Origin of the sequence: Streptomyces odontomachi, from assembly GCF_024435355.1 — a bacterium.
Classification (GTDB): domain Bacteria; phylum Actinomycetota; class Actinomycetes; order Streptomycetales; family Streptomycetaceae; genus Streptomyces; species Streptomyces odontomachi.
In genome coordinates this window covers 120,538-142,539 of sequence record NZ_JAMJWG010000016.1, presented here as the reverse complement: position 1 = coordinate 142,539, position 22,002 = coordinate 120,538, and the positions used below count along the sequence as shown (strand labels likewise).

Annotated in this window: 18 protein-coding genes; 10 read left to right on the top strand and 8 right to left on the bottom strand. The window is 72.3% G+C overall.

Annotated features, from left to right (window positions below):
* Nucleotides 1-69 precede the first annotated feature (69 nt).
* The 5 genes from NQO67_RS29110 to NQO67_RS29090 all read right to left on the bottom strand — a co-directional run bounded on the left by NQO67_RS29110 (nucleotide 70) and on the right by NQO67_RS29090 (nucleotide 7,074).
* Nucleotides 70-4,917, bottom strand: coding sequence for a CHAT domain-containing tetratricopeptide repeat protein (locus NQO67_RS29110; protein WP_255953278.1), 4,848 nt, complete (start codon nucleotides 4,915-4,917; stop codon nucleotides 70-72).
* Nucleotides 4,917-5,861: a hypothetical protein gene (locus tag NQO67_RS29105; RefSeq protein WP_255953277.1), complete on the bottom strand. Its 945-nt coding sequence runs from the start codon at nucleotides 5,859-5,861 to the stop codon at nucleotides 4,917-4,919. The genes NQO67_RS29110 and NQO67_RS29105 overlap by 1 nt, the downstream gene beginning before the upstream one ends.
* A 9-nt stretch (nucleotides 5,862-5,870) precedes the next feature.
* Nucleotides 5,871-6,236, bottom strand: coding sequence for a hypothetical protein (locus NQO67_RS29100; RefSeq protein ID WP_255953276.1), 366 nt, complete (start codon nucleotides 6,234-6,236; stop codon nucleotides 5,871-5,873).
* A gap of 170 nt (nucleotides 6,237-6,406) precedes the next feature.
* Complete coding sequence (locus tag NQO67_RS29095) at nucleotides 6,407-6,799, bottom strand: DNA-binding protein (protein WP_255953275.1); 393 nt, start codon at nucleotides 6,797-6,799, stop codon at nucleotides 6,407-6,409.
* Complete coding sequence (locus NQO67_RS29090; protein WP_255953274.1) at nucleotides 6,796-7,074, bottom strand: hypothetical protein; 279 nt, start codon at nucleotides 7,072-7,074, stop codon at nucleotides 6,796-6,798. The genes NQO67_RS29095 and NQO67_RS29090 overlap by 4 nt, the downstream gene beginning before the upstream one ends.
* Before the next feature lie 167 nt (nucleotides 7,075-7,241).
* Between NQO67_RS29090 and NQO67_RS29085 the strand changes: the two genes are divergently transcribed.
* The 3 genes from NQO67_RS29085 to NQO67_RS29075 all read left to right on the top strand — a co-directional run bounded on the left by NQO67_RS29085 (nucleotide 7,242) and on the right by NQO67_RS29075 (nucleotide 9,877).
* The gene (locus NQO67_RS29085) at nucleotides 7,242-8,615 is read left to right on the top strand and encodes a rhodanese-like domain-containing protein (RefSeq protein WP_255953273.1); all 1,374 of its coding nucleotides are present in this window, start codon (nucleotides 7,242-7,244) and stop codon (nucleotides 8,613-8,615) included.
* 126 nt (nucleotides 8,616-8,741) lie between these two features.
* The gene (locus NQO67_RS29080; RefSeq protein WP_255953272.1) at nucleotides 8,742-9,137 is read left to right on the top strand and encodes a rhodanese-like domain-containing protein; all 396 of its coding nucleotides are present in this window, start codon (nucleotides 8,742-8,744) and stop codon (nucleotides 9,135-9,137) included.
* On the top strand, nucleotides 9,134-9,877 hold the full coding sequence (locus tag NQO67_RS29075) for a sulfite exporter TauE/SafE family protein (RefSeq protein WP_255953271.1): 744 nt from the start codon (nucleotides 9,134-9,136) through the stop codon (nucleotides 9,875-9,877). Before NQO67_RS29080 ends, NQO67_RS29075 begins: the two co-directional genes overlap by 4 nt.
* Nucleotides 9,878-10,024: 147 nt before the next feature.
* Here NQO67_RS29075 and NQO67_RS29070 read toward each other — a convergent pair whose 3' ends face one another.
* Complete coding sequence (locus NQO67_RS29070) at nucleotides 10,025-10,303, bottom strand: metal-sensitive transcriptional regulator (RefSeq protein ID WP_308295711.1); 279 nt, start codon at nucleotides 10,301-10,303, stop codon at nucleotides 10,025-10,027.
* Between the two features lie 71 nt (nucleotides 10,304-10,374).
* On the opposite strand from NQO67_RS29070, the gene NQO67_RS29065 reads away from it, so the two are divergent.
* Both NQO67_RS29065 and NQO67_RS29060 read left to right on the top strand, forming a co-directional pair.
* Nucleotides 10,375-10,947, top strand: coding sequence for a rhodanese-like domain-containing protein (locus tag NQO67_RS29065; RefSeq protein WP_255953270.1), 573 nt, complete (start codon nucleotides 10,375-10,377; stop codon nucleotides 10,945-10,947).
* A 212-nt stretch (nucleotides 10,948-11,159) separates the two neighbouring features.
* Nucleotides 11,160-14,024, top strand: coding sequence for a lectin (locus NQO67_RS29060; protein ID WP_255953269.1), 2,865 nt, complete (start codon nucleotides 11,160-11,162; stop codon nucleotides 14,022-14,024).
* 115 nt (nucleotides 14,025-14,139) lie between these two features.
* Here NQO67_RS29060 and NQO67_RS29055 read toward each other — a convergent pair whose 3' ends face one another.
* Both NQO67_RS29055 and NQO67_RS29050 read right to left on the bottom strand, forming a co-directional pair.
* The gene (locus tag NQO67_RS29055; RefSeq protein ID WP_308295710.1) at nucleotides 14,140-15,000 is read right to left on the bottom strand and encodes a methyltransferase domain-containing protein; all 861 of its coding nucleotides are present in this window, start codon (nucleotides 14,998-15,000) and stop codon (nucleotides 14,140-14,142) included.
* Nucleotides 15,001-15,063: 63 nt separating this feature from the next.
* Nucleotides 15,064-15,897, bottom strand: coding sequence for a phosphoenolpyruvate hydrolase family protein (locus tag NQO67_RS29050; protein WP_255953268.1), 834 nt, complete (start codon nucleotides 15,895-15,897; stop codon nucleotides 15,064-15,066).
* Nucleotides 15,898-16,009: 112 nt separating this feature from the next.
* On the opposite strand from NQO67_RS29050, the gene NQO67_RS29045 reads away from it, so the two are divergent.
* The 5 genes from NQO67_RS29045 to NQO67_RS29025 all read left to right on the top strand — a co-directional run bounded on the left by NQO67_RS29045 (nucleotide 16,010) and on the right by NQO67_RS29025 (nucleotide 21,973).
* Nucleotides 16,010-17,251: an ROK family transcriptional regulator gene (locus NQO67_RS29045; protein WP_255953267.1), complete on the top strand. Its 1,242-nt coding sequence runs from the start codon at nucleotides 16,010-16,012 to the stop codon at nucleotides 17,249-17,251.
* Between the two features lie 119 nt (nucleotides 17,252-17,370).
* Nucleotides 17,371-18,600: an MFS transporter gene (locus NQO67_RS29040; protein WP_255953266.1), complete on the top strand. Its 1,230-nt coding sequence runs from the start codon at nucleotides 17,371-17,373 to the stop codon at nucleotides 18,598-18,600.
* Nucleotides 18,601-18,835: 235 nt separating this feature from the next.
* A complete protein-coding gene (locus NQO67_RS29035; RefSeq protein ID WP_255953265.1) occupies nucleotides 18,836-20,128 on the top strand; it encodes an ABC transporter substrate-binding protein in 1,293 nt (430 codons plus the stop codon).
* The gene (locus tag NQO67_RS29030) at nucleotides 20,118-21,086 is read left to right on the top strand and encodes a carbohydrate ABC transporter permease (RefSeq protein ID WP_255953264.1); all 969 of its coding nucleotides are present in this window, start codon (nucleotides 20,118-20,120) and stop codon (nucleotides 21,084-21,086) included. Before NQO67_RS29035 ends, NQO67_RS29030 begins: the two co-directional genes overlap by 11 nt.
* Entirely contained in the window at nucleotides 21,083-21,973 is an 891-nt protein-coding gene (locus NQO67_RS29025; protein WP_255953263.1) for a carbohydrate ABC transporter permease, read from the top strand. The genes NQO67_RS29030 and NQO67_RS29025 overlap by 4 nt, the downstream gene beginning before the upstream one ends.
* Nucleotides 21,974-22,002: the final 29 nt, after the last annotated feature.

Genomic DNA, 22,002 nt, shown 5'->3' with positions numbered 1-22,002 from the left:
ACCGATCACGGATCGTGGGTCGCGCACCCCGGCGCTGTTCCGGTCGTGCGTGGCACGGCCAGGGGTGCCTCAAGGTCCGATGTGGATATGGGAAGCCCAGGTCAGAGGGCTCTCAAGGTACCGTTTCCGAAAATCGTGCAGGGTCTCGTGGAGTGCGTGGGCGACCTGCTCCGGCTGGCTGGCGACCTTCGAGTAGACGGACTGTGCGACCCGTGGGGCGATGAAGTCGCTGATCGGCCACAGGGTGCCGACCACATGGTGGTAACCCACCGCCTGGAAGACAGCCGAGATGTGCACGGCGTCATCGTGGGAGAGCAACGGGGAGCGGGCGGTCGAACATGCGGACAGGTAGGCCAGGCACGGTCGCTCCAGGGTCATACGTGCGATGTCCCTGACCGAGATCAGGCCATCGTGCAGAAGCAGATAGCTCGCGGACGGATCGCCCAGGTCGCTCGCGGCGTGGCAGGCGAAATGAGCGCAGGACGCGGTGGCCAGCCGTCCGAGTACCTCGGCGCAGGTGGCCTGGGGACCGATCAGCGGTCCGCTCGAGCTCTGGAGGGCACGGGTGACCAGCGCCGCCTCTTCCTGGGCCCTCGGTAGCGGCGCCTCGACGAGATACGGGGTGTCCGGCATGGCCACGGCCAGCACGTCCGCGTTCGTCGGTGTGTCCGTCGCCCTGGTCCGGGAGTGGTGCAGGGCGCGCAGGGTGGGGGTGTACGACGAGATCACCCTGTCGAGCACGGTGCGCCCTCCTGACGCACCACCCGCGCGGTGCCGACCGGCCGCGTGCAACGGCAACTGCGCGGCGGGGCCGGTGGGGAGCCACCACAGCCGTGGCCACTGCTGGCCGGGTCCAGGCGGCCGGTCGTATCCCAGGCGCTCCAGCACCGGCTCCGCGATCTCATCCCACAGCCACGCCAGCTGCTCGTGCAGGACGTCATTGGAGTCCTCGTCCGGAGCGCCGGTCGCCCGGAAGACGGTGAGCGCGCACTCGACGACCCGGTCCATGGTGAGGTGGGGAAACGGCACCAGGAGGACCTCGCCGTCCGGGGTGAGCACCAGAGCGTCGCACCGGTAGATGCTGATGTTGATGGCCACGACCGGTCCGTCCGTGGCGGCGGGTGCGACCGTGGGCAGGAGCGGGGGCAGCAGGAAGCGCTCCAGGCCCGGGATCGTCCGGATGCGGGAGAGGGTGTGCACCAGATCCGCTGCCAACCGGTGGAGCGTGTCGAGGCTTTGGCCGTCGGCGGGTTCCTCCGGACCGTACTGCCGCAGGAAGGACTGGTGGCTGAGGTCGTTCCGGACCCGTTCGAAGCGATCCGCAAGCGCGGCGTCGCGGTCCCGTAGCTCGCTGAGGTCGATCTGCGTGTCCAGGATGTCGGCGAGGAGCAGGCCCCGGCCGTGTTCCAGCATGGTCATCGCCACGCCGAGGTCACCGTGGTTGATGGCTGCCGCCGCGGCGGCAGCGGCCAGATTCGGAAGCTCCGACGTCCGTCGCCGACGGTCGGCATCGGTCAGGTTCCGATCGGCGAGAAGCGGTAACTGCTCCACGGCGAGCGCGAAGCCCCCGGCGGCGCCGGCCCAGTTCTCCCGGTCGGCCTCCGCGACGGCCCACAGCCGGCCGGCCGCACAGCGCAACTCCGGTGTGGCCTCGGACATCTGCCCGGCCCGCCGGTAGAGGTCTGCCGCCTCCTCCAGATCGGCCGCTTCGCCCGTCGTCCGGTGTCGTACCCGCAACGCCGTGGCCAGATTGCTCAGGTACGCGGCACTTCTCGCGTCGTCCGGCCTGGTCGCCGCGACCGCGTCACGGGCGAGCACGATGGCCTCGTCCAGCGCCGCACCGTTCTGGGACCGGTCGAACTCGGCCTGGAGCCGGATGCCGAGATTGGACAGGTACAAGCCGCGGCCGGGGTCGTTCACCGGTACGGCGTCCAGTGCCTGCCGGGAGAGCGTGATGGACAGCTCGCCGTCGGCGGGGTCGCCGCCGTGCCCGAAACGCGTTCCCAGCGCGTTGGCCAGCATGGACAGGTAGGACGGGCGCTTCGTATGGCCGGCGGGCGTCAGGTCCACCGCTTCGCGCCCCGCCTCGATCGCCTCGTCGAGGTCGGTGCGCTCGCCTTCGGACTCGAACCGGGACCGCAGCACGGAGCAGAGGTTGGCCAGGGCCATCGCCATGGCCCCGGAGCCGACCCGGGCCGCTGCCACCGCCCGGCGGTTCAGGGCGATGGCCTCCTGGAGATCGTCGCTGTGCCCGAGATGGCCGAAGCGGCTGGACAGCAGGACGGCCAGGTTCGACAGGGCCGTGACATGGTGGTCGCCCGCGGCCGCCGTGCCGGCCAGCGCGCGCCGACCGTGTTCGACGGCCTCGTTGAGGTCCGCCACATCGGCCGACCTGCGGAAGCGGGTCAGCAACCGGACACCCAGATTCGTCAGGAACACGGGTTGCCTGTCCGGGTCCGCGGCGGAGAGCGCGACCGCTGTGCGGCCCAGGCTCAGCGCCTCGTCGAAATCCGCCGGGTCGCCGGAGCCGTCGAACCGTAGTTCAAGAGCCACTCCCAGACAGGACATCCGTTCCGCACGTTCGGGGTCGTCTTCGGGTGTCTCGGTCACGGCGTGCCTTGCCGCCGCGACGGCCTGGTCCAGGTCAGCACCGGCGCCCCTGTGCTCCGCCCGTTCGATCAGGGCGGTGGCAAGGTCGTGCCACGTCGTCGCCCGTTGCGGATCGTCGGCGGAGAGCGCCCGAGTGGCCTGCTCGGCACAGCCCACGGCGTGATCCAGGTCGACCGGGTCGTCGGTGTGCCGGGCGCGGGACCGGTAGGCCAGGGCGAGGCTGCTCAGGTACCGGGCCCGGGTCGCGGCGCTGCCCCGGCCGTCCGCTGCCGCCCGGCCGAGGAAGTCGATGGCGCGGTCCGCGGCGGCCGGCTCCTTCGTGCCGTTGAACCGCGCCAGGTGCGCCCTGCCGAGCGTGGCCAGGACGGCTGGATGATCGGAGTGAGCCGCCGGGATGAGCGGGATCGCCTCCTCGCAGAGCGCGATCACACGTTCCAGGAGGGACGGGGCATGGGTGCGGCGGTGCTCTTCGAGGAGTTTGACGCCCAGGGAGAGCAGAAACGTCCCGCGCTTCGGGCGCCCCGCGGGCACGGTCGCCAGGGCGGCCTCGGTGAGCCCGATCGCGTCCGTCAGGTCGGCCGGGTCGGCGCTGTGCGCGTAACGGGTGACCAATGCCTTGGCAAGAGCGTCCTGGGAATCGGCGCGGCGTGGTCCAGGCGGGCTTTCGGCCGTCGCCTCGCGAAGCAGCGCCACCGCCCGGTCGAGATCGCTCCCCTCACGGCCGCGTTCGGAGCGGGCCTGTAGTACCTCACCGAGGTTCGACAGATACGTGGCCCGGTACCGGTGACCGGTGGGCGTCGCGTCGAGTGCCTGCTCGGCCAGCGCCAGGGACTCGGCGAGGGCCTCCGGATCGGCGGTCTGCTCGAACCGTGCTCTCAGCAGCGCTCCCAGATTCGAGACGAGCGCCAGGTGTTGCTCTTCGTCGGGGTCGCCGCCGGCCACGGCCTCGCGCAGCGACCGGACGGCCTCGTCGAGATCGGCAACGGCACCGGTCACCTGGAAGCGGGCCTGGAGCGCAGTCCCCAGGCCGCTCAGCCGCACGGGTCGCTGCGGGGAGTCCTCGTGTGTCCGGGCGACGGCCAGGCTGCTCAGCCGGATCGCCTCGGCGATGTCTTCCGGGCTGCCGGTGCCCTCGGCCCGCCGCTGGAGCACGGCACTCAGGTTGTGTGCGCAGTCCGCGTAACGGGCGTGCTCGACGGAGAGCCCGGACACCGCCCGTTCGCCGGCGGTGACGGCCTCGTCCAGCTCGGCCGGGTCGCGCGTGGTCTGGAAGCGCAGTTGCAGCGCGGTGCTCAGGTTGGTGAGCGCCGTCGCCCTCGTACCGCCGGTGACGGGGAGGGCGACCGCCTGCCGGCAGGCCTCGATCGCCTGGTCCACGTCACGGAGGTCGTCGGTGAGCTTGGCCCGTGCTTGCAGAGTCGCGGCGAGGTTGGAGAGCCAGCCGGCACGCACCTGCGGGGCCGGTCCGGGGCCGGCCAACGCCTGGCGGGTCAGGTCGATGGCCTCGTCGAGATCGGCGGGTGCCCGGGTCGCCGCGAAGCGGTCGTGCAGCACCTCTGCCGTCCGGATGAGCTGGGCGGGCCGCTCCGGGTCGTCGGCCGGTCCGCTCAGCAGGCTCTGCCGTAGCGCATCGATGGCGCCGTCCAGGTCGGCGGGTGAGCCGGCGTGCTCGTGCCGGCGCAGCAGTGCCGTCGCGAGGTTGCCCCATGTCTGGCCACGGCGGGGGTCTTCGGGAGGCATGGTGCGGGCCGCCGCACCGGTCCACTCGATGCCCCGGTCCAGGTCTCCCGCGTCATGGGTGTGGTGGTACAGCTCGGTGGACGCCGCGCCCAGTCCGGCGAGCACCAGGGGGCGCTGGGGATGTCCGGCGGGGGCGAGGCTCAAGGCGACGTCGAAGAGCGACATGGCCTGTTGAAGGCGTGCGCTGTCCTTGCCCTCCAGGCCCGCCTGAAGCAGTTGCGTGGCCCGGGAGCCCAGCTCGTTCAGGTGCGCCTGGGCGGAGGTGCCCTCGGCCCTGCGGCGGGCCAGCAGGTCGAGCAACGGGACCGGGATGGCGTCGTAGACCATCTGGAAGTGCCCCAGCGCGGCCGCAAGGTGCTCGCCGTCCGCTGGTTCATGCCCGTGGCAGAGCCAGTGGTACCGGCCGACCATCGCGTGCATGGTGAGGTCGCCGAACAACCGGTCGGACAGTTCCGCGGCGCTCTCCCGCAACTCGGCCGACTCGATGATGTCCGCGTCGTGGGTGCGGAGATACCGGTCGAGCGCCGAGACCAGCCGGTCCAGCGTGGGAGGGAGATCTCGCGGCATCACGCTCCCTTGCGCAGCCGGGCGTTGAGGTCCCGGCCCATGGGCTTACTGAGTGGTCCGTCCTCGACCGGCAGGTGCATGGCCGTCGCCAGATCCCGGGCGTGCAGGTCGAAGCACGCCTCGGTGAGACCGGCCAGGGCCGCTATGGCGTGCCGGCCCTGCAACCAGCCGACGAAGCAGGTTCCGCACCCGATCACCAGGGCGGGCCACCACCAGGTCCCCACCACGATCACGAAGTGGAGCAGCCCCCAGCCGACGAGGACGGACGCGCGGTCGAACGCGCCCCTGGTGTCCCGGTACTCCTGCTGCACACCGTCCGGCAGGACAAGCCACAGGCGGGGCCAGACGTGCGCCACGTCCAGACCGTAGCGGTTGCGGATCCGGGTCTCGGCCGCCGTGACCTGATCACCCATCCACGTGCGTCGCCTGGGCTGCGCCAGACAGATCCGGTTGCGGCGCAGGGCCAGCGCGCTCAACACCTCGGCGGACGCGTCCGCGGCCCAAGCGGACTCGTACGCCTCCTGGGCGGCTTCCCAGCGGCAACGCCGGCAGGCGACTCCGCAGAACCGCGACGCACTGCGGCACCTCGTGGTGCCCGCGGCGGACCCGGCCCCCCACCGGGCGCAGGCGCCCCGCCCGACCAGCGCGGTCGCCAGCCACGTCCGCCGCACGCCTGCCCCCGCCGCCTGCGCGAGCAGTCCGACGGCCGCCGCGGCGATCAGCAGGCCGGCCACGGCGAGCACGACGGCGGCGAACGAGGTGCGGTCGGCGTGACCGACCAGCGCCTCGCTGCTCTGGAGAAGGCGACGGACGTCCAGAGCGTGGCGGAACCCGAGCGTCGCGGCGGCAGCGGACACCGCCAACAGCAACACGCCAGGCAGCGCGAGAAGGGTCAGCCACTTCTCGGCCAGCCGTTTGGCCAACTCACCGAAGAACGCGCTCACGACGCCGGCCTACGAAAGGATCCGCCGACGCAGTTCCGCGGGGTGGTCCGGGTGCAGGGCGCACTCAGGGACGGGAGCACTCGGCGCCAGCCACTCCTCGCGGCTGCACCGGCCCTGTTCCCTGGGGCAGTCGAACAACTCCCCGACCGGTGAACCTCCGGAGGCGCCCGGTAGCAGCGGGATGCTCCGCAGCGTGGTGTCCGGGAGACCGAGTCGAAGGGCCAGGTCGATGACTTCGTCCTCAGTCACTCCGCCGGTCTGCGCCCTGCTCACCAGCGCGTCCACCTCCGCCGACCGGCCCAACAGGGTGGCCTTCCGCCGCAGTCGGGGAAGGTTGAGGCACAGACGCGCCATGCCGATCACGGACTCCGCCAACGGTCTGCCCCCTCACACGCCTGAGCGCGTCGTCCGACCAGGCTAGCCGCGCCCGTCGCACCGCGGGCCCGTTGTTGTGGCTTCCGAGGAATGCTGCTAGAGGGCGGAGGCGCCGGCCGCGCGGGTCCGCTTCCCGTCCAGGGCACGGGCCGCGCCGGCATCGCATTACGTCAGATCTTGATCACTCGGACGCCGGAGCTGCACAGCATCAGGAGATCCTCGGGGTCGGACGTCAGGACGGTCACGGGGGAGGGGGAGGCCATCGCGGTGGCGGCGACGGTCGCATCGAGGGCGTACTCGTGGCCGTGGAGTCCGGCTGCGGCGAGGAGTCTGCTGGCGTGGCGGGCGATGGCTTCGGTGGGCGCGATGATGTTGACGCGGGAGACGGCGTAGTCGAAGCGGGCCTGGTTGGTCCTGGGGTCGCGGGCTTCGACGAGGGTGACGGAGCTGGTGACGACGCGGACGTCCTCGGCTTCGGCCGCGGCGAGCCATTCGGTGAGTTCGGGTGTGCGTCGTACGAGTTTGGACAGGCCTTCGCAGTCCAGGACGAGGGTGCCGCTCACGCGGCGTCCGCCGAGCCGGCCGTGTCGCCGCGCAGCACGGCCCGCTTGGCCTCGACCGCTGCCTGATCCACCGGTCCGTGCTCGGTCTCCGCGTCTTCGATGAGTTCGCGCACCCGGTCCCGTTCGAGTTGGCGCTGGATGAGGGCTTCGACGTAAGCGGACATGCCGCGCTTGCCGGTGCGTGCTTTGAGGGCGGCGATGGTGCCTTCGTGGAGGGAGACGGAGACCGGGCGGACGGGGCCTTCGCCGGGCGCGGGGTCTGGGGTGGCGGCCATGGGACTACTTTAACAAAACTCTTGTTATTCGCTCGATGGCGCTCGCGGCGTTGCGGCTCGCGTGACCGGCGCCGCACCGCTCCTCAGAATACCCCCCTAGGTATATCTGTTACGGTGAAGTGGCTGGCAGATACCCCGGGGGGTACCAATCCGACGAGGGAGAGGCCGTGTACTTCGCAGACATCCTGGAAACCGGAAGCCTGGGCAACCGCAGCTACCTGGCGGGCGGAAACCGGACCGCGGTGGTGGTGGACCCGCCCCGGGACATCGACCGGGTGATCACCGCAGCGGCGCAGCGCGGGGTACGGATCGTCGCGGTCGCCGAGACCCATGTGCACAACGACTACGTGAGCGGCGGCCTGGAGCTGGCCCGCCTCACCGGCGCGCGCTACCTGGTGCCGGCCGCCGCGACGGTGGCGTATGCCAGGGTTCCGGTCGCGGACGGGGACGTGGCCGAGATCGATGCGGGCCTTGCGCTGCGCGCCGTGGCCACCCCGGGGCACACACCGCACCACACCTCGTACGTCCTCCAGGAGGACGGCCGGGCGGTGGCCGCCTTCACGGGCGGGTCGCTGCTGATCGGCAGCGTGGGGCGGCCCGACCTGGTGGAACCCCGGCTGACCGGGCAGCTGGCGCGGGCCCAGCACGCCTCAGCGCACCGGCTGGCCGACGAGCTCGACGACGAGGTCGCGGTACTGCCCACCCACGGGTTCGGCAGCTTCTGCTCTGCCACCCAGGCGAGCGGTCGGCACACCACCATCGGCGCGGAGAAGGCGTCCAACCCGGCGCTGGCCCAGGACGTGGACACCTTCGTCGAGGAGCTGCTGGCCGGTCTCGACGACGTGCCGTCCTACTACGCGCACATGGCACCGGCCAACGCCGCCGGTCCCGTACCGATCGACCTGACCGAGCCGGCGCGCGCCGACGCGGCGGAGATCGCGCGGCGGCTGGCGGCGGGCGAGTGGGTGATCGACCTGCGCAGCCGGGTGGCCTTCGCCCAGGGGCATGTCGCCGGTTCGCTCAACTTCGAGGTCGAAGGGCAGCTGGCGACCTATCTGGCGTGGCTGGTCCCCTGGGGCAAGCCGGTGACGCTGCTCGCGCGGACCGCCGAGGAGATCACCCGCGCCCAGCGGGAACTGTCTCGCGTGGGCATCGACCGCCCGGCCGCCGCGGCCGTGGGCTCCCCGGCCGACTGGGGCAGTGAGCAGGCCCCGCTGACGTCGTTCCGGCGGGCGACCTTCGCCGATCTCGCCGCCGCACGCGAGCGGGGCGAGAACGTCGTGGTGCTGGACGTGCGCCGGGCCGCCGAACGGGCCGGCGGCTGGATCGAGGGCAGCGTGCACATCCCCGTCCACCAGCTCTACCAGCGGCTGCACGAGGTGCCCGCGGGCACGGTGTGGGTGCACTGCGCGGGCGGCATGCGGGCGGCGATCGCCGCTTCCGTGCTCGACGCCGCGGGCCGTGCCGTGGTCGCCGTCGACGACGGCTACGCCGCCGCGGGTGACGCCGGACTGGTGCTCGCCGCACGCACCGGGAGCTGAAGCCCGCCGCGCCACCCGGAGCTGAAGCTCGCCGTGGCCACCCGGCACTGCACTGCACAGCACGGCGCCCGTCTGCCTGATCGCCCGTAGGGCGGCAGGCGGGGGCATCACTCAAGGAACGATCAGATGCTCTTCTCCCGACTTGCACTCCTCGCTCAGCGGCTCTTCTCCCGACGTATCCCCAGCCGCGTCACTCCCGCCCAGGCCCACCGCATGACACAGGAAGGCACCGCCGTCCTGCTCGACGTCCGTGAGACGCACGAGTACGCGGCCGGTCACGTGCCCGGAGCGCTGCACCTGCCGCTGTCGCTGCTGACCGCCGGTGCGGCGGACGTGCCCGGCTGCCGTGACGGGCGCAGTCCGGTCCTGATCTGCCGCTCGGGCAACCGCTCCCAGCGGGCGGCCCGCCTCCTGGCCGGGCGCGGAGTGCAGGCGGTGGACGTGACCGGCGGCATGACGGCCTGGGCCCGGCAGGGCCTACCCGTACGGGACGGGAACGGGGCGGCGGGCACGGTCATATGACCGTGCTGATCCTCGCCCTGGTCGCGGGGGCGTTCGTCGGCCTGGCCCTGGGCTCCCTCGGCGCGGGCGGCAGCATCCTGACCGTTCCGGCCCTGATCTATCTGCTCGGATTCAGCCCTGCCGAGGCGACCACCGCCAGCCTCGTGATCGTGATCATCACATCGCTCACCGCGCTGCTGGCCCAGGCCCGCGCCGGGCAGGTGCGCTGGCGGGCCGGACTGCTGTTCGCCGCGGCCGGACTCGTGCCCGCCGCGGCCGCGGGAACCCTGTCCGCACACCTCCCGGCCACCGTGCTGACGCTCGCCTTCGCCGCGCTCGCCGTGCTGGCCGCCGTGCGCATGCTGCGGCGCGGCGCGCCCTGCGGGAGCGGGAGGGTGTCGGCACCGCGTGCGGCCGGAGCGGGGGCCGGTCTCGGTGCGGTGACCGGTTTCCTCGGGGTCGGCGGCGGCTTTCTCGCCGTCCCGGCGCTGGTGGCCGTGCTCGCCGTGCCGATGAGCGCGGCGGTGGGCACCAGCCTGCTGGTCGTCGTCGCGAACGCGCTGGTGGCCCTGGCCGCCCGCGCGGCCACCGCCACGACGCTCGACTGGACCCTGATCATGCCGTTCACCGCGACCGCGATCCTGGGCGCCTGGGACGGCAGGCGGCTGGCCGCGAAGGTGTCGCCGGTCGCGTTGCAGCGTGTCTTCGGCGGCATGCTGCTGGTGGTCGCCGTGGCCATGGGGATCGGCGCCCTGCTGTGACACACCGCGGGCCTGCGGCGGCCGACCGGGACGGATTCGGGTCCGGGTGGCCGTCATCACAGGCCTCGCGGGAGCCGGGACCGGTCTGAGGACCGGTGCTCAGGTTCGGCGCTCAGGACCGGTGCCACCGGTGCTCAGGTTCGGCGCTCAGGCCAGCGACAGGAAGAGCTTCTCCAGGCGGGCGCGCATCTGGGCGGAGTCCCGTATCTCCGGGTCCTCGCTGGTCATGCACTGCTGCAAGCCCGTCGCGATGATCGAGAACCCGGCCCGGTCCAGGGCGCGGGAGACGGCGGCCAGCTGCGTGATGACGTCCTCGCAGTCCCGGCCCTCTTCGACCATGCGGATGACCCCCGCGAGCTGGCCCTGGGCCCGCCGCAACCGGTTCAGTGCCGACTTCAGCTCGTCGGCCGTCATGTCGAGTTGCACACACCCTCCTCTGGATACCCCTCTGGGTATTTTACCGTGGAGGGGCACCAACCACTGAAAGGCAGTGTCTCGTGATCAGCCCCACCGTCATCACCCCAGGCCAGGCGGCCACCGGCTACGGCGAATACACCATTGTCGACGTGCGCTCGCCCGGCGAGTACGCCGCAGGCCATCTGCCGGGCGCCCACAACATCCCCCTGGACCGCCTGGGCGAGGCCGCCGACGCCCTGCGGACCACCGCCGCACGCGGCCCCCTGCTGGTGGTGTGCGCCTCCGGAGCCCGTTCGGCCAAGGGCTGCGCACAGCTGGCCGCGCTGGACATCGAGGCGGCCACCCTGGACGGCGGCACGAGTGCCTGGGCGGCGGCCGGACACGACGTCGAGCGGCCCGCAGGGGCCCGCACCACCTGGCCCATGGACCGCCAGGTCCGCCTGGCCGCCGGATCGCTCGTCGTCCTGGGCTTCGCCGCCGGGCTCGCCAGGTCCCGCGCGCACTGGCTGTCCGGAGCCGTCGGCGCCGGACTGGTCTTCTCCGGTGTCACCAACACCTGCGGCATGGCCGCCGTCCTCGCCAAGCTCCCGCACAACCGGCCGCCCAAGGGCACGGCCTCCTTCCAGGAGACCCTGCGGCGGCTGGCCGCCTGAACCGGCGGCCGCGGAGTCATCGGCGACGGGCCACCCGCGCATCGTCGTCGTGGTGGTTCGGCGGCCGTTCCCAGTGTGTCGCCCCGGCCGAGCAGGCCGTCACGGCACGGCGGGCTCCGCCTGTTCGACCGGTTCGACACCTTGACTGGGCATGAACATGTCGCTTCCCTGAAGGTTGTCCCGCAATTTGACAACGATGTCAGGGAGCTCCTTTGACACGCGAGCACGAAACCCCCGCCCCCAGACCCAGACCCCGCCTCCGGACCTGGCCCCGCGTCGCGCTCTCCGCAGGCACCGCGCTGTTACTGACCGCCGCCGTGGCCACCACCGCGGCCGCCGCGCCCTTCGACGGCGTGCCCGCGCAGGTGCACCGGGCCGCACCGGCCGCGATCGACGATCCCGCCCAGTACGTGAACCCGTTCGTCGGCACGCAGCCCGGCGACGTGGACTACGGCAACGGGGGCGGGGCAGGGAACACCTTCCCCGGGGCCAGTGCGCCGTTCGGCATGGTGCAGTGGAGCCCGGACACCGTGCAGTACCAGCACGGCGGCTACTACTACGACGACAACCGCATCCGCGGCTTCAGCCTCACGCACATCTCCGGTGCCGGCTGCGGTGACTACGGCAACATCCCGTTCATGCCGGTCCTCGGCTCCTCACCCGTGGACTACTCCACCTTCGACCACGCCGACGAGTCGTCTTCACCCGGCTCGTACGCCGTGACGTTCGACAACGGGCTGCGCACCGAGTTGACCGCCGCACAGCACTCGGGCACGGCGCGGTTCACCTACCCGGCCGGTCAGCAGGCGTCGTTGACGATCGACGCGGCCAAGGCGTTCAACGCGGCCAGCGGTTCGCTGAGCATCGGCACCAACACGGTGTCCGGGTACTCCGACAGCGGCGGCTTCTGCGGTGCGGGCAACCGCTACCGGGTGTACTTCCACGCCACCTTCGACCATGACTTCACCACGTCGGGCGTGCTGTCCGACGGGAAGCTCGACACCTCGCGCAGGTCGGTCTCGGGTCACACGGCCGGTGTGGCACAGCAGGCGCCGAAGACCGTGGCGAGCCAGAACGCGGCCGGTACGAAGAAGGTCCGGCAGAGCCACCCCTCGGCTTCGTCCACCAAGTCCGCCAAGTCCGCCAAGTCCACCGAGTCCACCGGGTCCGCCGCGGCCGGCGCGCTCGGACTGGTCTCCTTCGACACCTCGGCCGACCCGTCGGTCACCGTGCGCGTGGGCGTGTCCTTCGTCAGCCTGGCAGGCGCCCAGGCCAACGAGGTGGCGGAGCAGGGCGGCACCGGCTTCGACGCCATGCGGGACAAGAGCCGCGCCGCGTGGAACGACATGCTCGGCCGGATCTCGGTCACCGGCGGCACCACCACCCAGAAGCAGGTGCTGTACACCGGCCTGTACCACTCGCTGCTGCACCCGAGCGTCTTCAGCGACGTCAACGGCCAGTACATGGGCTTCGACAAGGCGGTGCACACGGTCGCCGCCGGGCACGCCCAGTACGCGGACTTCTCGGGCTGGGACGTCTACCGCTCCCAGGTGCAACTCGTGGCGCTGCTCGCGCCGAAGGAGGCCTCCGACATCGCCCAGTCGGCGGTCAACCAGGCCGCCCAGGCCGGCTACGCGGACCGCTGGACGCTGGCCAACGGCGGTACGGGCGTGATGAACGGCGATCCGTTGCCGTCGATCGAGGCGAGCATCTACGCCTTCGGCGGCACGGACTTCGACGCGTCGGCCGCGGTGCGCCAGGCCGTGGCGGGCGCCTCCGACGACCGGGAACGTCCCGGGCACGGTGACTACGACAGCCTGGGCTTCATAAGGTCCGGCGCCTCGGGTGTCTGGGGCAGCGCCGCCACGACCCTGGAGTACGCCGGCGCCGACTTCGCCGTCTCCCAGCTCGCCGGGCGGGTCGGCGACACCTCGACCCATGACACGTTCCTGCACCGTGCGGAGAACTGGCGCAACCTCTTCGAGTCCGGCCAGAAGTACCTCAAGCCGCGCAACGCCGACCACACCTGGCCCGCGTTCAGCCCCACCCAGGAGAACGAGTACGTGGAGGGCGACGCGGCCCAGTACACCTGGGCCGTGCCGTGGAACTACCGCGGCCTGTTCGACGCGATGGGCGGCGACACGGCGGTGCGCTCCCGGCTGGACGACTTCTTCACCAAACTCAACGCCGGACCCGGCAGCCCGTACGCGTATCTCGGCAACGAGCCGACGCTGGAGACCCCGTGGGCGTACGACTACGCGGGCGCCCCGGCCAAGGCGCAGGACGTGGTGCGCCGGGCGCTGACGACGGTCTTCAAGGCGACCCCTGACGGCGAGGTCGGCAACGACGACCTCGGCGAGATGGCGTCGTGGTCGGTGTGGGCCAGCCTCGGCATGTATCCGGAGGCGCCGGGGCGCGCCGAGCTCGCGCTGGCCAGCCCGCTGTTCCCGACCACCGTGATCACCCGGGGCAACGGCAAGGTCATCACGATCAACGCCCCGCAGGCCTCGGAGTCCAGCAAGTACGTCACGTCGCTCGCGGTGAACGGTGCGGCGAGCAGCAAGCCGTGGCTGCCCGAGTCGTTCGTCACCGGCGGCGGCACGCTCGACTACACGCTGTCCTCGACGGCCACCACCTGGGGCAGTGACCCCGCCGACGCCCCGCCGTCCTTCGACGTCGGCCCGAAGGACCCGGTCACCGGGCCCATCACCGGGATCGCCGGCAAGTGCGTCGACGTGAACCAGAGCAGCACGGCGGATGGCACGGCCGTCCAGCTGTGGACCTGCAACGGCTCGGACGCGCAGAAGTGGACGCTCGCCTCCGACGGCACGCTGCGCGCGTTCGGCAAGTGCCTGGACGTCGTCACCAGCGGCACCGCCAACGGCACCCTCGTCCAGCTCTGGTCGTGCAACGGCACCGGAGCCCAGCAGTGGTGGGCGAAGGGCGGCGGGGCGCTGGTCAACCCCGCCTCGGGGCGCTGCCTGGACGTTCCGCAGTCCGCCACGGACGACGGGACGCGATTGCAGATCTGGGACTGCAACGGCACCTCCGCACAGACGTGGACGCTGGCGGGGTGAGTTCCTGCCGGGTGGCCGGCCGACCTGCGCTCCGGCGCGCGTCGGACGGCCACCCGGCGCCACCCGGCGGCCCGACGCGCGCCGGGCCTGCGCGTCAGACGCCGGCGTCTGCGCGTCAGGCGGGCGCGGACGCGGCTGCCACGAAGATCGGGACGGCGAGCAGGAAACGGTCGGACTCCGCGCGTCGTCGCTGGTCGGCGAGCCACTCGTCGGCCTCCTCCCGGCGGACCGTGCCGCCCGCGCAGGCCGCCTCGGCGATCCTGACGAGCAGCGGCAGCATCGAGGCGTCGGTGAACACATGGGTGTGCACCTCGACGGTGACGTCGACGAACCCGGCGTCCAGGAGGAGGGTGCGGTACCGGCGGGCGGCGCGGGGTGCGCCGAGGAGGTCGGCTCGGGCGTGCACGATGGTGCGGGTGAGGGCCGCGTCAGCCGCGTCGATCATGAACGCGTCCCAGTCCTGCCCGGTCAGGACGATCCGGCCGCCGGGGCTGAGGATGCGGCGGGCTTCCGCAGCGGCGCGCTCGGGCTCGTCGAGCACATGGAAGACCTTGTCGGCACGGTAGCCGCGCACGCTGCGGTCGCGGAACGGCAGGTCCTCCGCCGTCGCCCGGTGGAACTCGCCGGTCGACCAGCGGTCGCGCGCCGCGGCCAGCATCCCCGGGTCGGGGTCCACCCCCACGGGGTGGACGCCGCGGTCGGCCAGTTCGGCGACGGCGCGCCCGGCGCCGCACCCCACGTCCACGACGGTCGAGCCCGGGACGAGGGCGAGGAGTTCGTAGGAGCGGACCCGCAGCCGGGCGGCGCTCGGCACCCGGTCCGCCGCGTCGAGGACGGACAACAGGGCCTCGGTGTCGCGGCGTGCGGCCACCGCTTCCTGGTTCTCGGACCCGTTCTCGGATTGGTTCTCGGGCTGGTTCACGGACTGGTTCACGGGCTGGTTCACGGACTGGTTCACGGACTCGGTCTCGGACATGGGCGTCAGGCTGCGACTTCACGTGGACATGAAGTCAAGCGCCGGTGCACGCCCGGATTCCGCCTACCGCAGGGCGAGGTCCTTGAAGCCGCGGACGGCGCCTTCGATCGCGGTCTCCACGGGAAGCCGCTCCATCGTGGAGGCCCCGATGAACCCCTGCACATCGGTCTCGGCGAGGACCGCCCGGACGTCGGCGGGGGTCTCCAACGGACCGCCGTGGCAGACCACCATGACCTCGGGGTTGACGGCCCGGGCCGCCTCGGCGATCTCGTTGATGAGGACCGCGCACTGGTCGAGCGACTTCGCCCACGAGCCCTGCGCCCCGATCTCCCCGCCGGTCGTGAGCCCCATGTGCGCCACCACCACGTCGGCGCCCGCGTCCGCCATGGCGCGCGCCTCGTCGGGGGTGAAGGAGTAGGACAGGGTGAACAGGTCGCGGCGGTGGGCGGTGCGGATCATCTCCACCTCACGGTCGTAGCCGAAGCCGGTGGCCTCCAGGCTCTGCCGCCACCGGCCGTCGAGGAGGCCGTGGGAGGGGAAGTTGATGACGCCGCTGAACCCGGTGTCCGCCACCCGGGCCAGGAAGATGGGCATGACCCTGGTCGGGTCGGTGCCGTTGACCCCGGCGATCACGGGAGTCTCGCGCACCACCGGCAGCACGTCACGTTCGCCCATCTCCAGCACGATCGCGTTGGCGTCGCCGATGGCGAGCAGGCCCGCGTTGGAACCGTGTCCGGCCATGCGGAACTTGCCCGAGTTGTAGACCAGGATGAGGTCGGCGCCGCCGCGTTCGGCGTACTTGGCGGAGATGCCGCTGCCCGCGCCGGCCCCGACGAGGGGGTGTCCCGCACCGACCTGGGCGCGAAGCCGCTTGAGTACCTGTGCCCGCGTGTACATGGGTACCTCTCTCCTGCTGGATTCCCTACTCGATCATTTTCGTCGATGAGCAACATATTTAGTGGGGAAATCGACGTCAACAAGAGATGTTCGGTCGGTGTATCGTCGTTCTGTGTCGAAGCAGCCGTATCGCGTCATGGACTCCGAGCGTGGACTCTGGATGACGCCCCCGCCCGACGCCTCCCCCGTGCCGCCGCGCTTCGCGCGCGCCGGCGAGGTCCTCGACCTCCTGCGACGGTCCCCGGCGAGCAGCACGTCGGACCTCGCGGCCGCGCTCGGGGTGGCGCGCTCCACCGTCGCCGAGCGGCTCGACATCCTCGGCCGGCACGGCCTGGTGACCTCGGGCACGGAGACCTCCCAGGGGCGCGGGCGGCCCGCTGCCCGATGGGCCTTCAACCCGTCCGCAGGCGTCACCCTGACGGGGCAGGTCGGGGTGAGCGGGGTCCGCGTGGCCGTGACCGACCTGGCCGGCGAGGTGCTCGGCAGCGAGCAGCTGGAACAGGACCTCGCCGCGGGCCCCGACGCCCTGTGCGACCTGCTCCAGAAGGGGTTCGCGCAGGCTCTTGCGAACGCGGGCCGTGCGGGCACCCGGGTGTTCGGGATCGGCATCGGCCTCCCGGGCGAGGTGGAGTTCTACGGCTCGCCCGGGGACGGCGGCGCCTCGTGGTCGGCCTCCTCCTTCGGCGAACGGCTCTCCGAGGTCTTCGGCTGTCCCGTGTTCGTCGACCGCGACGTCAACCTGATGGCCCTCGGCGAACGCGAGGCCTACTGGCCCGAGTCCCGCATGTTCCTGTGCCTGAAGGTGGGCACGGTCATCGCGTGCGGCCTGGTCGTGGAGGGGCGGATCGTGCGCGGCGCGGCCGGCCGGACCGGGGAGATCGGGCATGTGAAGGTGCGCGACTCCGATCTGCCCTGCACCTGCGGGAGCACCGGCTGCCTCAACACGGTCGCCGGTGGCGCGGCGCTGGCCGAGTCCCTGGGCCGGCAGGGGTTCGAGGCCCACTCGGCCCGCGACCTCGCCGCGCTCGCCCGGTCGGGCGTGGTGGAGGCCAGCCAGGCGCTGCGCCGCGCCGGGCGGCAGACGGGGGAGGTGGTGGCCGCCATGGTGAACCTGCTGAACCCGGACGTGATCACCGCCTGGGGCTATCTCGTCGACGCCGGCGACCAGTTCCTCGCCGGGATGCACGAGGCGATCTACCGTGCCGCGCTGCCGTCCGCGGCCCGCCCGCTGGTGCTGGAACCCGCCCGCCTCGGCGAGCGCGCCGGCGTCCGGGGCGCGGCCCTCGCCGTCATCGAGCACACCCTCAGCCCGCGGCACGTCGACCGTCTCGTCAGCGGGTCCGTGCCCGCGTGAGGCTGCGGGGCGCCCGCCTGCGGCTGCCGGGCGGCACGCGCGGGCCGGCGGCTCCTCACCGGGACAACCGGGGCCGCCCTGCCGCTGGCCAGCGCGGTGCACCCGGGGCCCACGGATCGGTGCGGCGGACCGGCGCCGGTGGCCAGCTCGCCCTCGTCACGGCCGTCCAGATCCTCGCGATCTCCTGCTGGTTCAGCGTCTCCGCCGTCATCGGCGACCTGCGGGCCGAGTGGCACATCGACGCCGGGCAGGCCTCCTGGCTCACCGGCGCCGTGCAACTCGGCTTCGCCGCAGGCGCGGTGGCCTCCGCGCTCGCCCGGTTGACCGACCGGGTGGCGCCGCGCCTCCTGATCGCAGCGAGCGCGCTGCTCACCGCGCTCACGACGGTGGCACCCGTCGTGCTCGACCTCGGGTACGGCCCGACGCTCGCCCTGCGCGCCGCCACGGGGGTCGCGCTCGCCGGCGTCTACCCGCCCGGGATGCGCGTGGTGACGTCCTGGTACCGGGCCCGGCGGGGCACCGCCGTCGCCACCGTGGTCGCCGCGCTCACCCTGGGCACGGCCTCTCCGCGCCTCGCGCTCGACCTGCCGCTGCCGGGCTGGCGGGCGCTGCTGTCCTGCGCCGCCGGGGCCGCCGCACTCGCCGGGCTGCTCGCTCTGGGATGCCGGCTCGGGCCGTACGTGCCGCCCGCGCGGCCGCCGCGGCGTGACGCCGTGTGGGCGCTGCTGCGGGACCGCCGGCAGCGCCTCGCGACGCTCGGGTACCTCGGCCACATGTGGGAGCTGTACGCGATGTGGACGTGGCTGCCGTCCCTCACGGCCCGCTGCGCGAGGAACGGTTCGCCGCTGGACGTCCTGCTGACGCCGTCCCGGGGCGCCTTCCTGGTGATCGGGGCGAGCGGCGTGGTCGGCTGCCTCGCCGCCGGATGGGCCGCCGACCGGTGGGGGCGCGCCCGGGTGGCGATGGCCTGCCTGGCCTGTTCCGGACTCTGCTGCCTGCTGACGCCGCTGTTGCCGGACGCGCCCGAGCCGGTGGTGGTGGCGGTGCTCGTGCTGTGGGGCGTCACGATCATCGGGGACTCCCCGATGTACTCCGCCCTGGTGGGGGACTTCGCGTCAGCGCGGACCGTGGGGACGGCACTGACCACGCAGATGGCGCTCGGGTACGCGGTGAGCGCGGCCTCCATCTGGGTGCTGCCGCTGGTGTCCGGCGTGGTGGGCTGGCGCTGGGCCTTCCTGCTGCTGGGGGTCGGCCCGCTGGTCGGCGTCCCGGCCCTGTACCGGGTGCCGGCGGCACCGGGCCCCGTCGCAGCCGTGCCGGCACCCGCGCGGCCGGGCGACGACGCTTGACGGACGGCGTTGCACCGGCGCGGCCGGCTCCGCCCTGCCGACCCCGCCGAGCCGGCCGCCAATTATTCGGGAGCTGATCGAAACCAGGTTATTGACGCGGGATTTCGCCACGATTACGTTGACGCTCGACATAAATCGCGGTCGACGCACACCGCGGTGACCGGCCAGGGCCGGCGTCGTGGTGCGCTGTACACCTCCTGCGCCACCGCGCCTTCCGCACCCCAGCAGAGGTCCGATGCGCATCCACCGCAGCACAGGCCGAGCCACCCGCCGTCTGGTCACCACGGGACTGGGGATCCTGCTGAGCCTCGCGCTCACCGGATGCGTCGTCACCCGCGCCTCGCTCGCCGGCGACGGGGCCGGCGCGGGGGGACTGACGGTGTGGACCTACCTCAAGGACTCCGACACCGACCACACCCTCGCCGGCCTCACCACCCTCTTCCACCAGCGGTACCCGCACGTCCCCGTCCGCTACGTCTCGATCCCCATCAACGAGTTCGGCCCCAAGCTGCTCGCCGCCGGCGGGACCGGGGAGGGGCCCGACGTCATCATCGGCAACCCGGTCGCCGACTTCGCGCTGCTGTCCCAGGCGGGCGTCTACACCGACCTGCGCGACCGCTGGCAGCACTACGCCGACCGGGGCGTCTTCCAGAAGGAGGCGCTCTGGAAGGACGGCGGGCACCTGTACGCCCTGCACTGGCGCTTCAACGACCTCGGGTTCTGGTACAACCAGGACATCCTGGCGAAGTACCGGCTCAAGCCGCCCCGTACGGTCACCGAGCTGGAGTCGGCGATGGCCAGGATCGCCGCCGACGGGCGCTACCGCCCGCTCGCCTTCAGCGCGCAGCCCAACGTGCAGAGCGCCTGGCAGCTCGTGTACTGGCTGCTCGGTGACGGCGTGAACTACTGCACCATCGACTCACCCGCCACCCAGCGGGTCCTGACGCGCATCGACTCCTGGCGGCGGCACGGCTACCTGTCCCCGAGCGCCGCCGCGCTCGGCCCGGAGGACTCCTTCCAGCAGTTCACCACCGGGAAGTACGCCTTCGTGATGGGCGGCAGCTGGGAGGTCGGCGCCTTGCAGGCCGGGCACCCCGGCTTCCGGTACGGATCCACCATGGTGCCCGCCGGCTCCGCGGGCTCCCACGCGTCGTTCGCCGGCGAGTCGGTCGGCGTGGGCGCCTACAGCGCGCACAAGGACCTGGCGTGGGACTTCCTGCGCACGGCCACGCTCTCCCGGCAGGGGCAACTCGCCACGTTCCGGGCCAGCGGCGCGCTGCCGACCCGGCGCGACGCGCAGCGGGAACCCGAGGTGAGCGGCAGCGAGCTGGCCCGGCCCTTCCTGACGGCCCTCGGCCCGACGGCGCTGCGGCCCTGGCCGCAGAACCGCAACACCCTGGACGCGCAGACCGACCTCGGCACCGTCTTCAGCTCGCTGGTCGGCGGCAAGCTCGACCCGGCCCAGGCCGCCCGGCAACTGCGCGACAAGATCCACGACGACTTCGAGGAGGGCGGCGGTGGCTGCTGAGACACCGACCAGGCACGTCCCCTCGTCCGCCCCGTCCCCGGCGGCCCCGGGACCCCGGGCGCGCCGGCGGACCGGCGCCGGCGCCGGAGCGCGGCTGGGGAGCTGGACCATGGGCTGGTACGTGGGCCCCGCAGTGCTGTTCATGGTGGCGCTGTCCGCGCTGCCGCTGCTCGTGCTGATCCGCATGGGGCTCAGCGACATCACTCCGCGCACCCTGCTCAACGGCTGGCACTGGGTGGGGTTCGCCAACTACGCCCCGGTCCTCACCGGCGACGAGTTCTGGACCTCGCTGCTGGCCACCGCCTACTTCACCGCCTTCCTCCTCGTCGTCAACGTGGTCGTCGGCTTCCTCGCGGCCTGCTGGCTCACCGGCCCGCTGCGCGGGGCGGGGGTGCTCCAGGGGGTCATGGTCTTCATCTGGGCCACCCCGCCGGTGGTCATCGGCAACGTCTGGAAGTTCCTCTTCGCCGACGACGGGCTGGTCAACAGCAGTCTCGGGCTGGCCGGCCTCGGCCCCGTACCGTGGCTCAGCAGCCCAGCCCTGGCCATCTGGTCGGTGTCGATCGTGGCGGCCTGGGCGAGCCTGCCGTTCAGCGTCATCCTCATCAAGTCCTCGATGCTCAGCATCCCGGCGGAGCTCTACGACGCGGCGGCGATCGACGGCGCGGGGCTGTGGCAGACCCGCCTCAGGATCACGTTGCCGCTGCTGCGGCCCACCCTGCTGATCCTCGCGGTCTTCACGGTGATGTACGGGTTCCGCAGCTTCGACTTCATCTACGTCCTCACCGGCGGCGGGCCCGGCACGTCCACGGCCACCCTGCCGTTCCTGGCCTACCGGGACACCTTCACCAAGTTCGACTTCAGCCAGGGCAGCGTGGTCGCCAGCGTCTCGCTGCTCATCGTGTTCGGCCTTGGCCTGGTCTACCTGCGCACCGCACGCAAGGAGCTGTCGCTGTGACCCTCGTCCCCGCGTCCCGCCCGGGTGGGCGCCCCGGCCCGCGCAACCGTCCCGTGGTGGGCGGGCCCCACCAGCGCGACCGGGTGGGAGCCGTCGGGCGGGTCGTCCTGCTCGTCGGCTATCTCGTGCCGGTGCTCATGCTGCTGGCCACGTCCTTGAAGTCCAGGTCCGAGGTGCTCAGCAACCCCTCCGGACTGCTCTTCTCTCCCACGCTGGACAGTTACCGCGCCGTCCTCGCGGACGCCGTCCCCGCGCTGCTCAACTCCGCCCAGATCGCCGCGGGTACGACGCTGCTGACCGTGCTCCTCGCGGTGCCCGCGGCGTACGGTCTGGCCCGGCGCCGCACCAGGGCCTGGTCACGGGCGACCGCGGTGTTCCTCGGCATCATGATCGTGCTCCAGATGGTGCCGCAGCCGATGTCCGTCATCCCGCTCTACAGCCTGCTGGCCGACGTGCACCTGACCAACACCATCTTCGGGGTGGTGCTGGCCACCACGGCGTTGCAGATCCCGTTCGCCGTGCTGCTGCTGAGGCCGTTCTTCCTCTCCGTCCCTCCGGAGCTGGAGGAGGCGGCGCTGGTCGACGGGGCCTCGCTGCCGCGGATGTTCTTCAGCGTGATCGTCCCGATGGCGCGCAACGGCGTGGTCACGGTCGCGGTGATGGTCTTCATGATCTCGTGGGGCGAGTTCATCTACGGCACCACGCTGCTCACCACTCCCGAGGGCTATCCGATCAGCGCCCTGCTGGCCCAGCAGATCAGCCTCTACGGGACCGAGTGGGGACGGCTCATGGCCCTGGCGGCCCTTGCGACCCTGCCCATCCTCGTCATCTTCCTGGTCAGCCAGCGCAGACTCACCGCCGGCCTCCTCACGGGAGCGCTCAAGTGACCCGCCCGGCGCGAACGGAAGGAGACACG

Bases quoted from the DNA above. Each gene is read 5' to 3' on its own strand.
- NQO67_RS29075 (WP_255953271.1), top strand. From the start codon at position 9,134: ATGACCGTGCTGATCCTCGCCCTGGTCGCGGGGGCGTTCGTCGGCCTG.
- NQO67_RS29050 (WP_255953268.1), bottom strand. From the start codon at position 15,897: ATGTACACGCGGGCACAGGTACTCAAGCGGCTTCGCGCCCAGGTCGGT.
- NQO67_RS29035 (WP_255953265.1), top strand. From the start codon at position 18,836: ATGCGCATCCACCGCAGCACAGGCCGAGCCACCCGCCGTCTGGTCACC.
- NQO67_RS29080 (WP_255953272.1), top strand. From the start codon at position 8,742: ATGCTCTTCTCCCGACTTGCACTCCTCGCTCAGCGGCTCTTCTCCCGA.
- NQO67_RS29055 (WP_308295710.1), bottom strand. From the start codon at position 15,000: ATGTCCGAGACCGAGTCCGTGAACCAGTCCGTGAACCAGCCCGTGAAC.
- NQO67_RS29110 (WP_255953278.1), bottom strand. From the start codon at position 4,917: ATGCCGCGAGATCTCCCTCCCACGCTGGACCGGCTGGTCTCGGCGCTC.
- NQO67_RS29090 (WP_255953274.1), bottom strand. From the start codon at position 7,074: ATGGCCGCCACCCCAGACCCCGCGCCCGGCGAAGGCCCCGTCCGCCCG.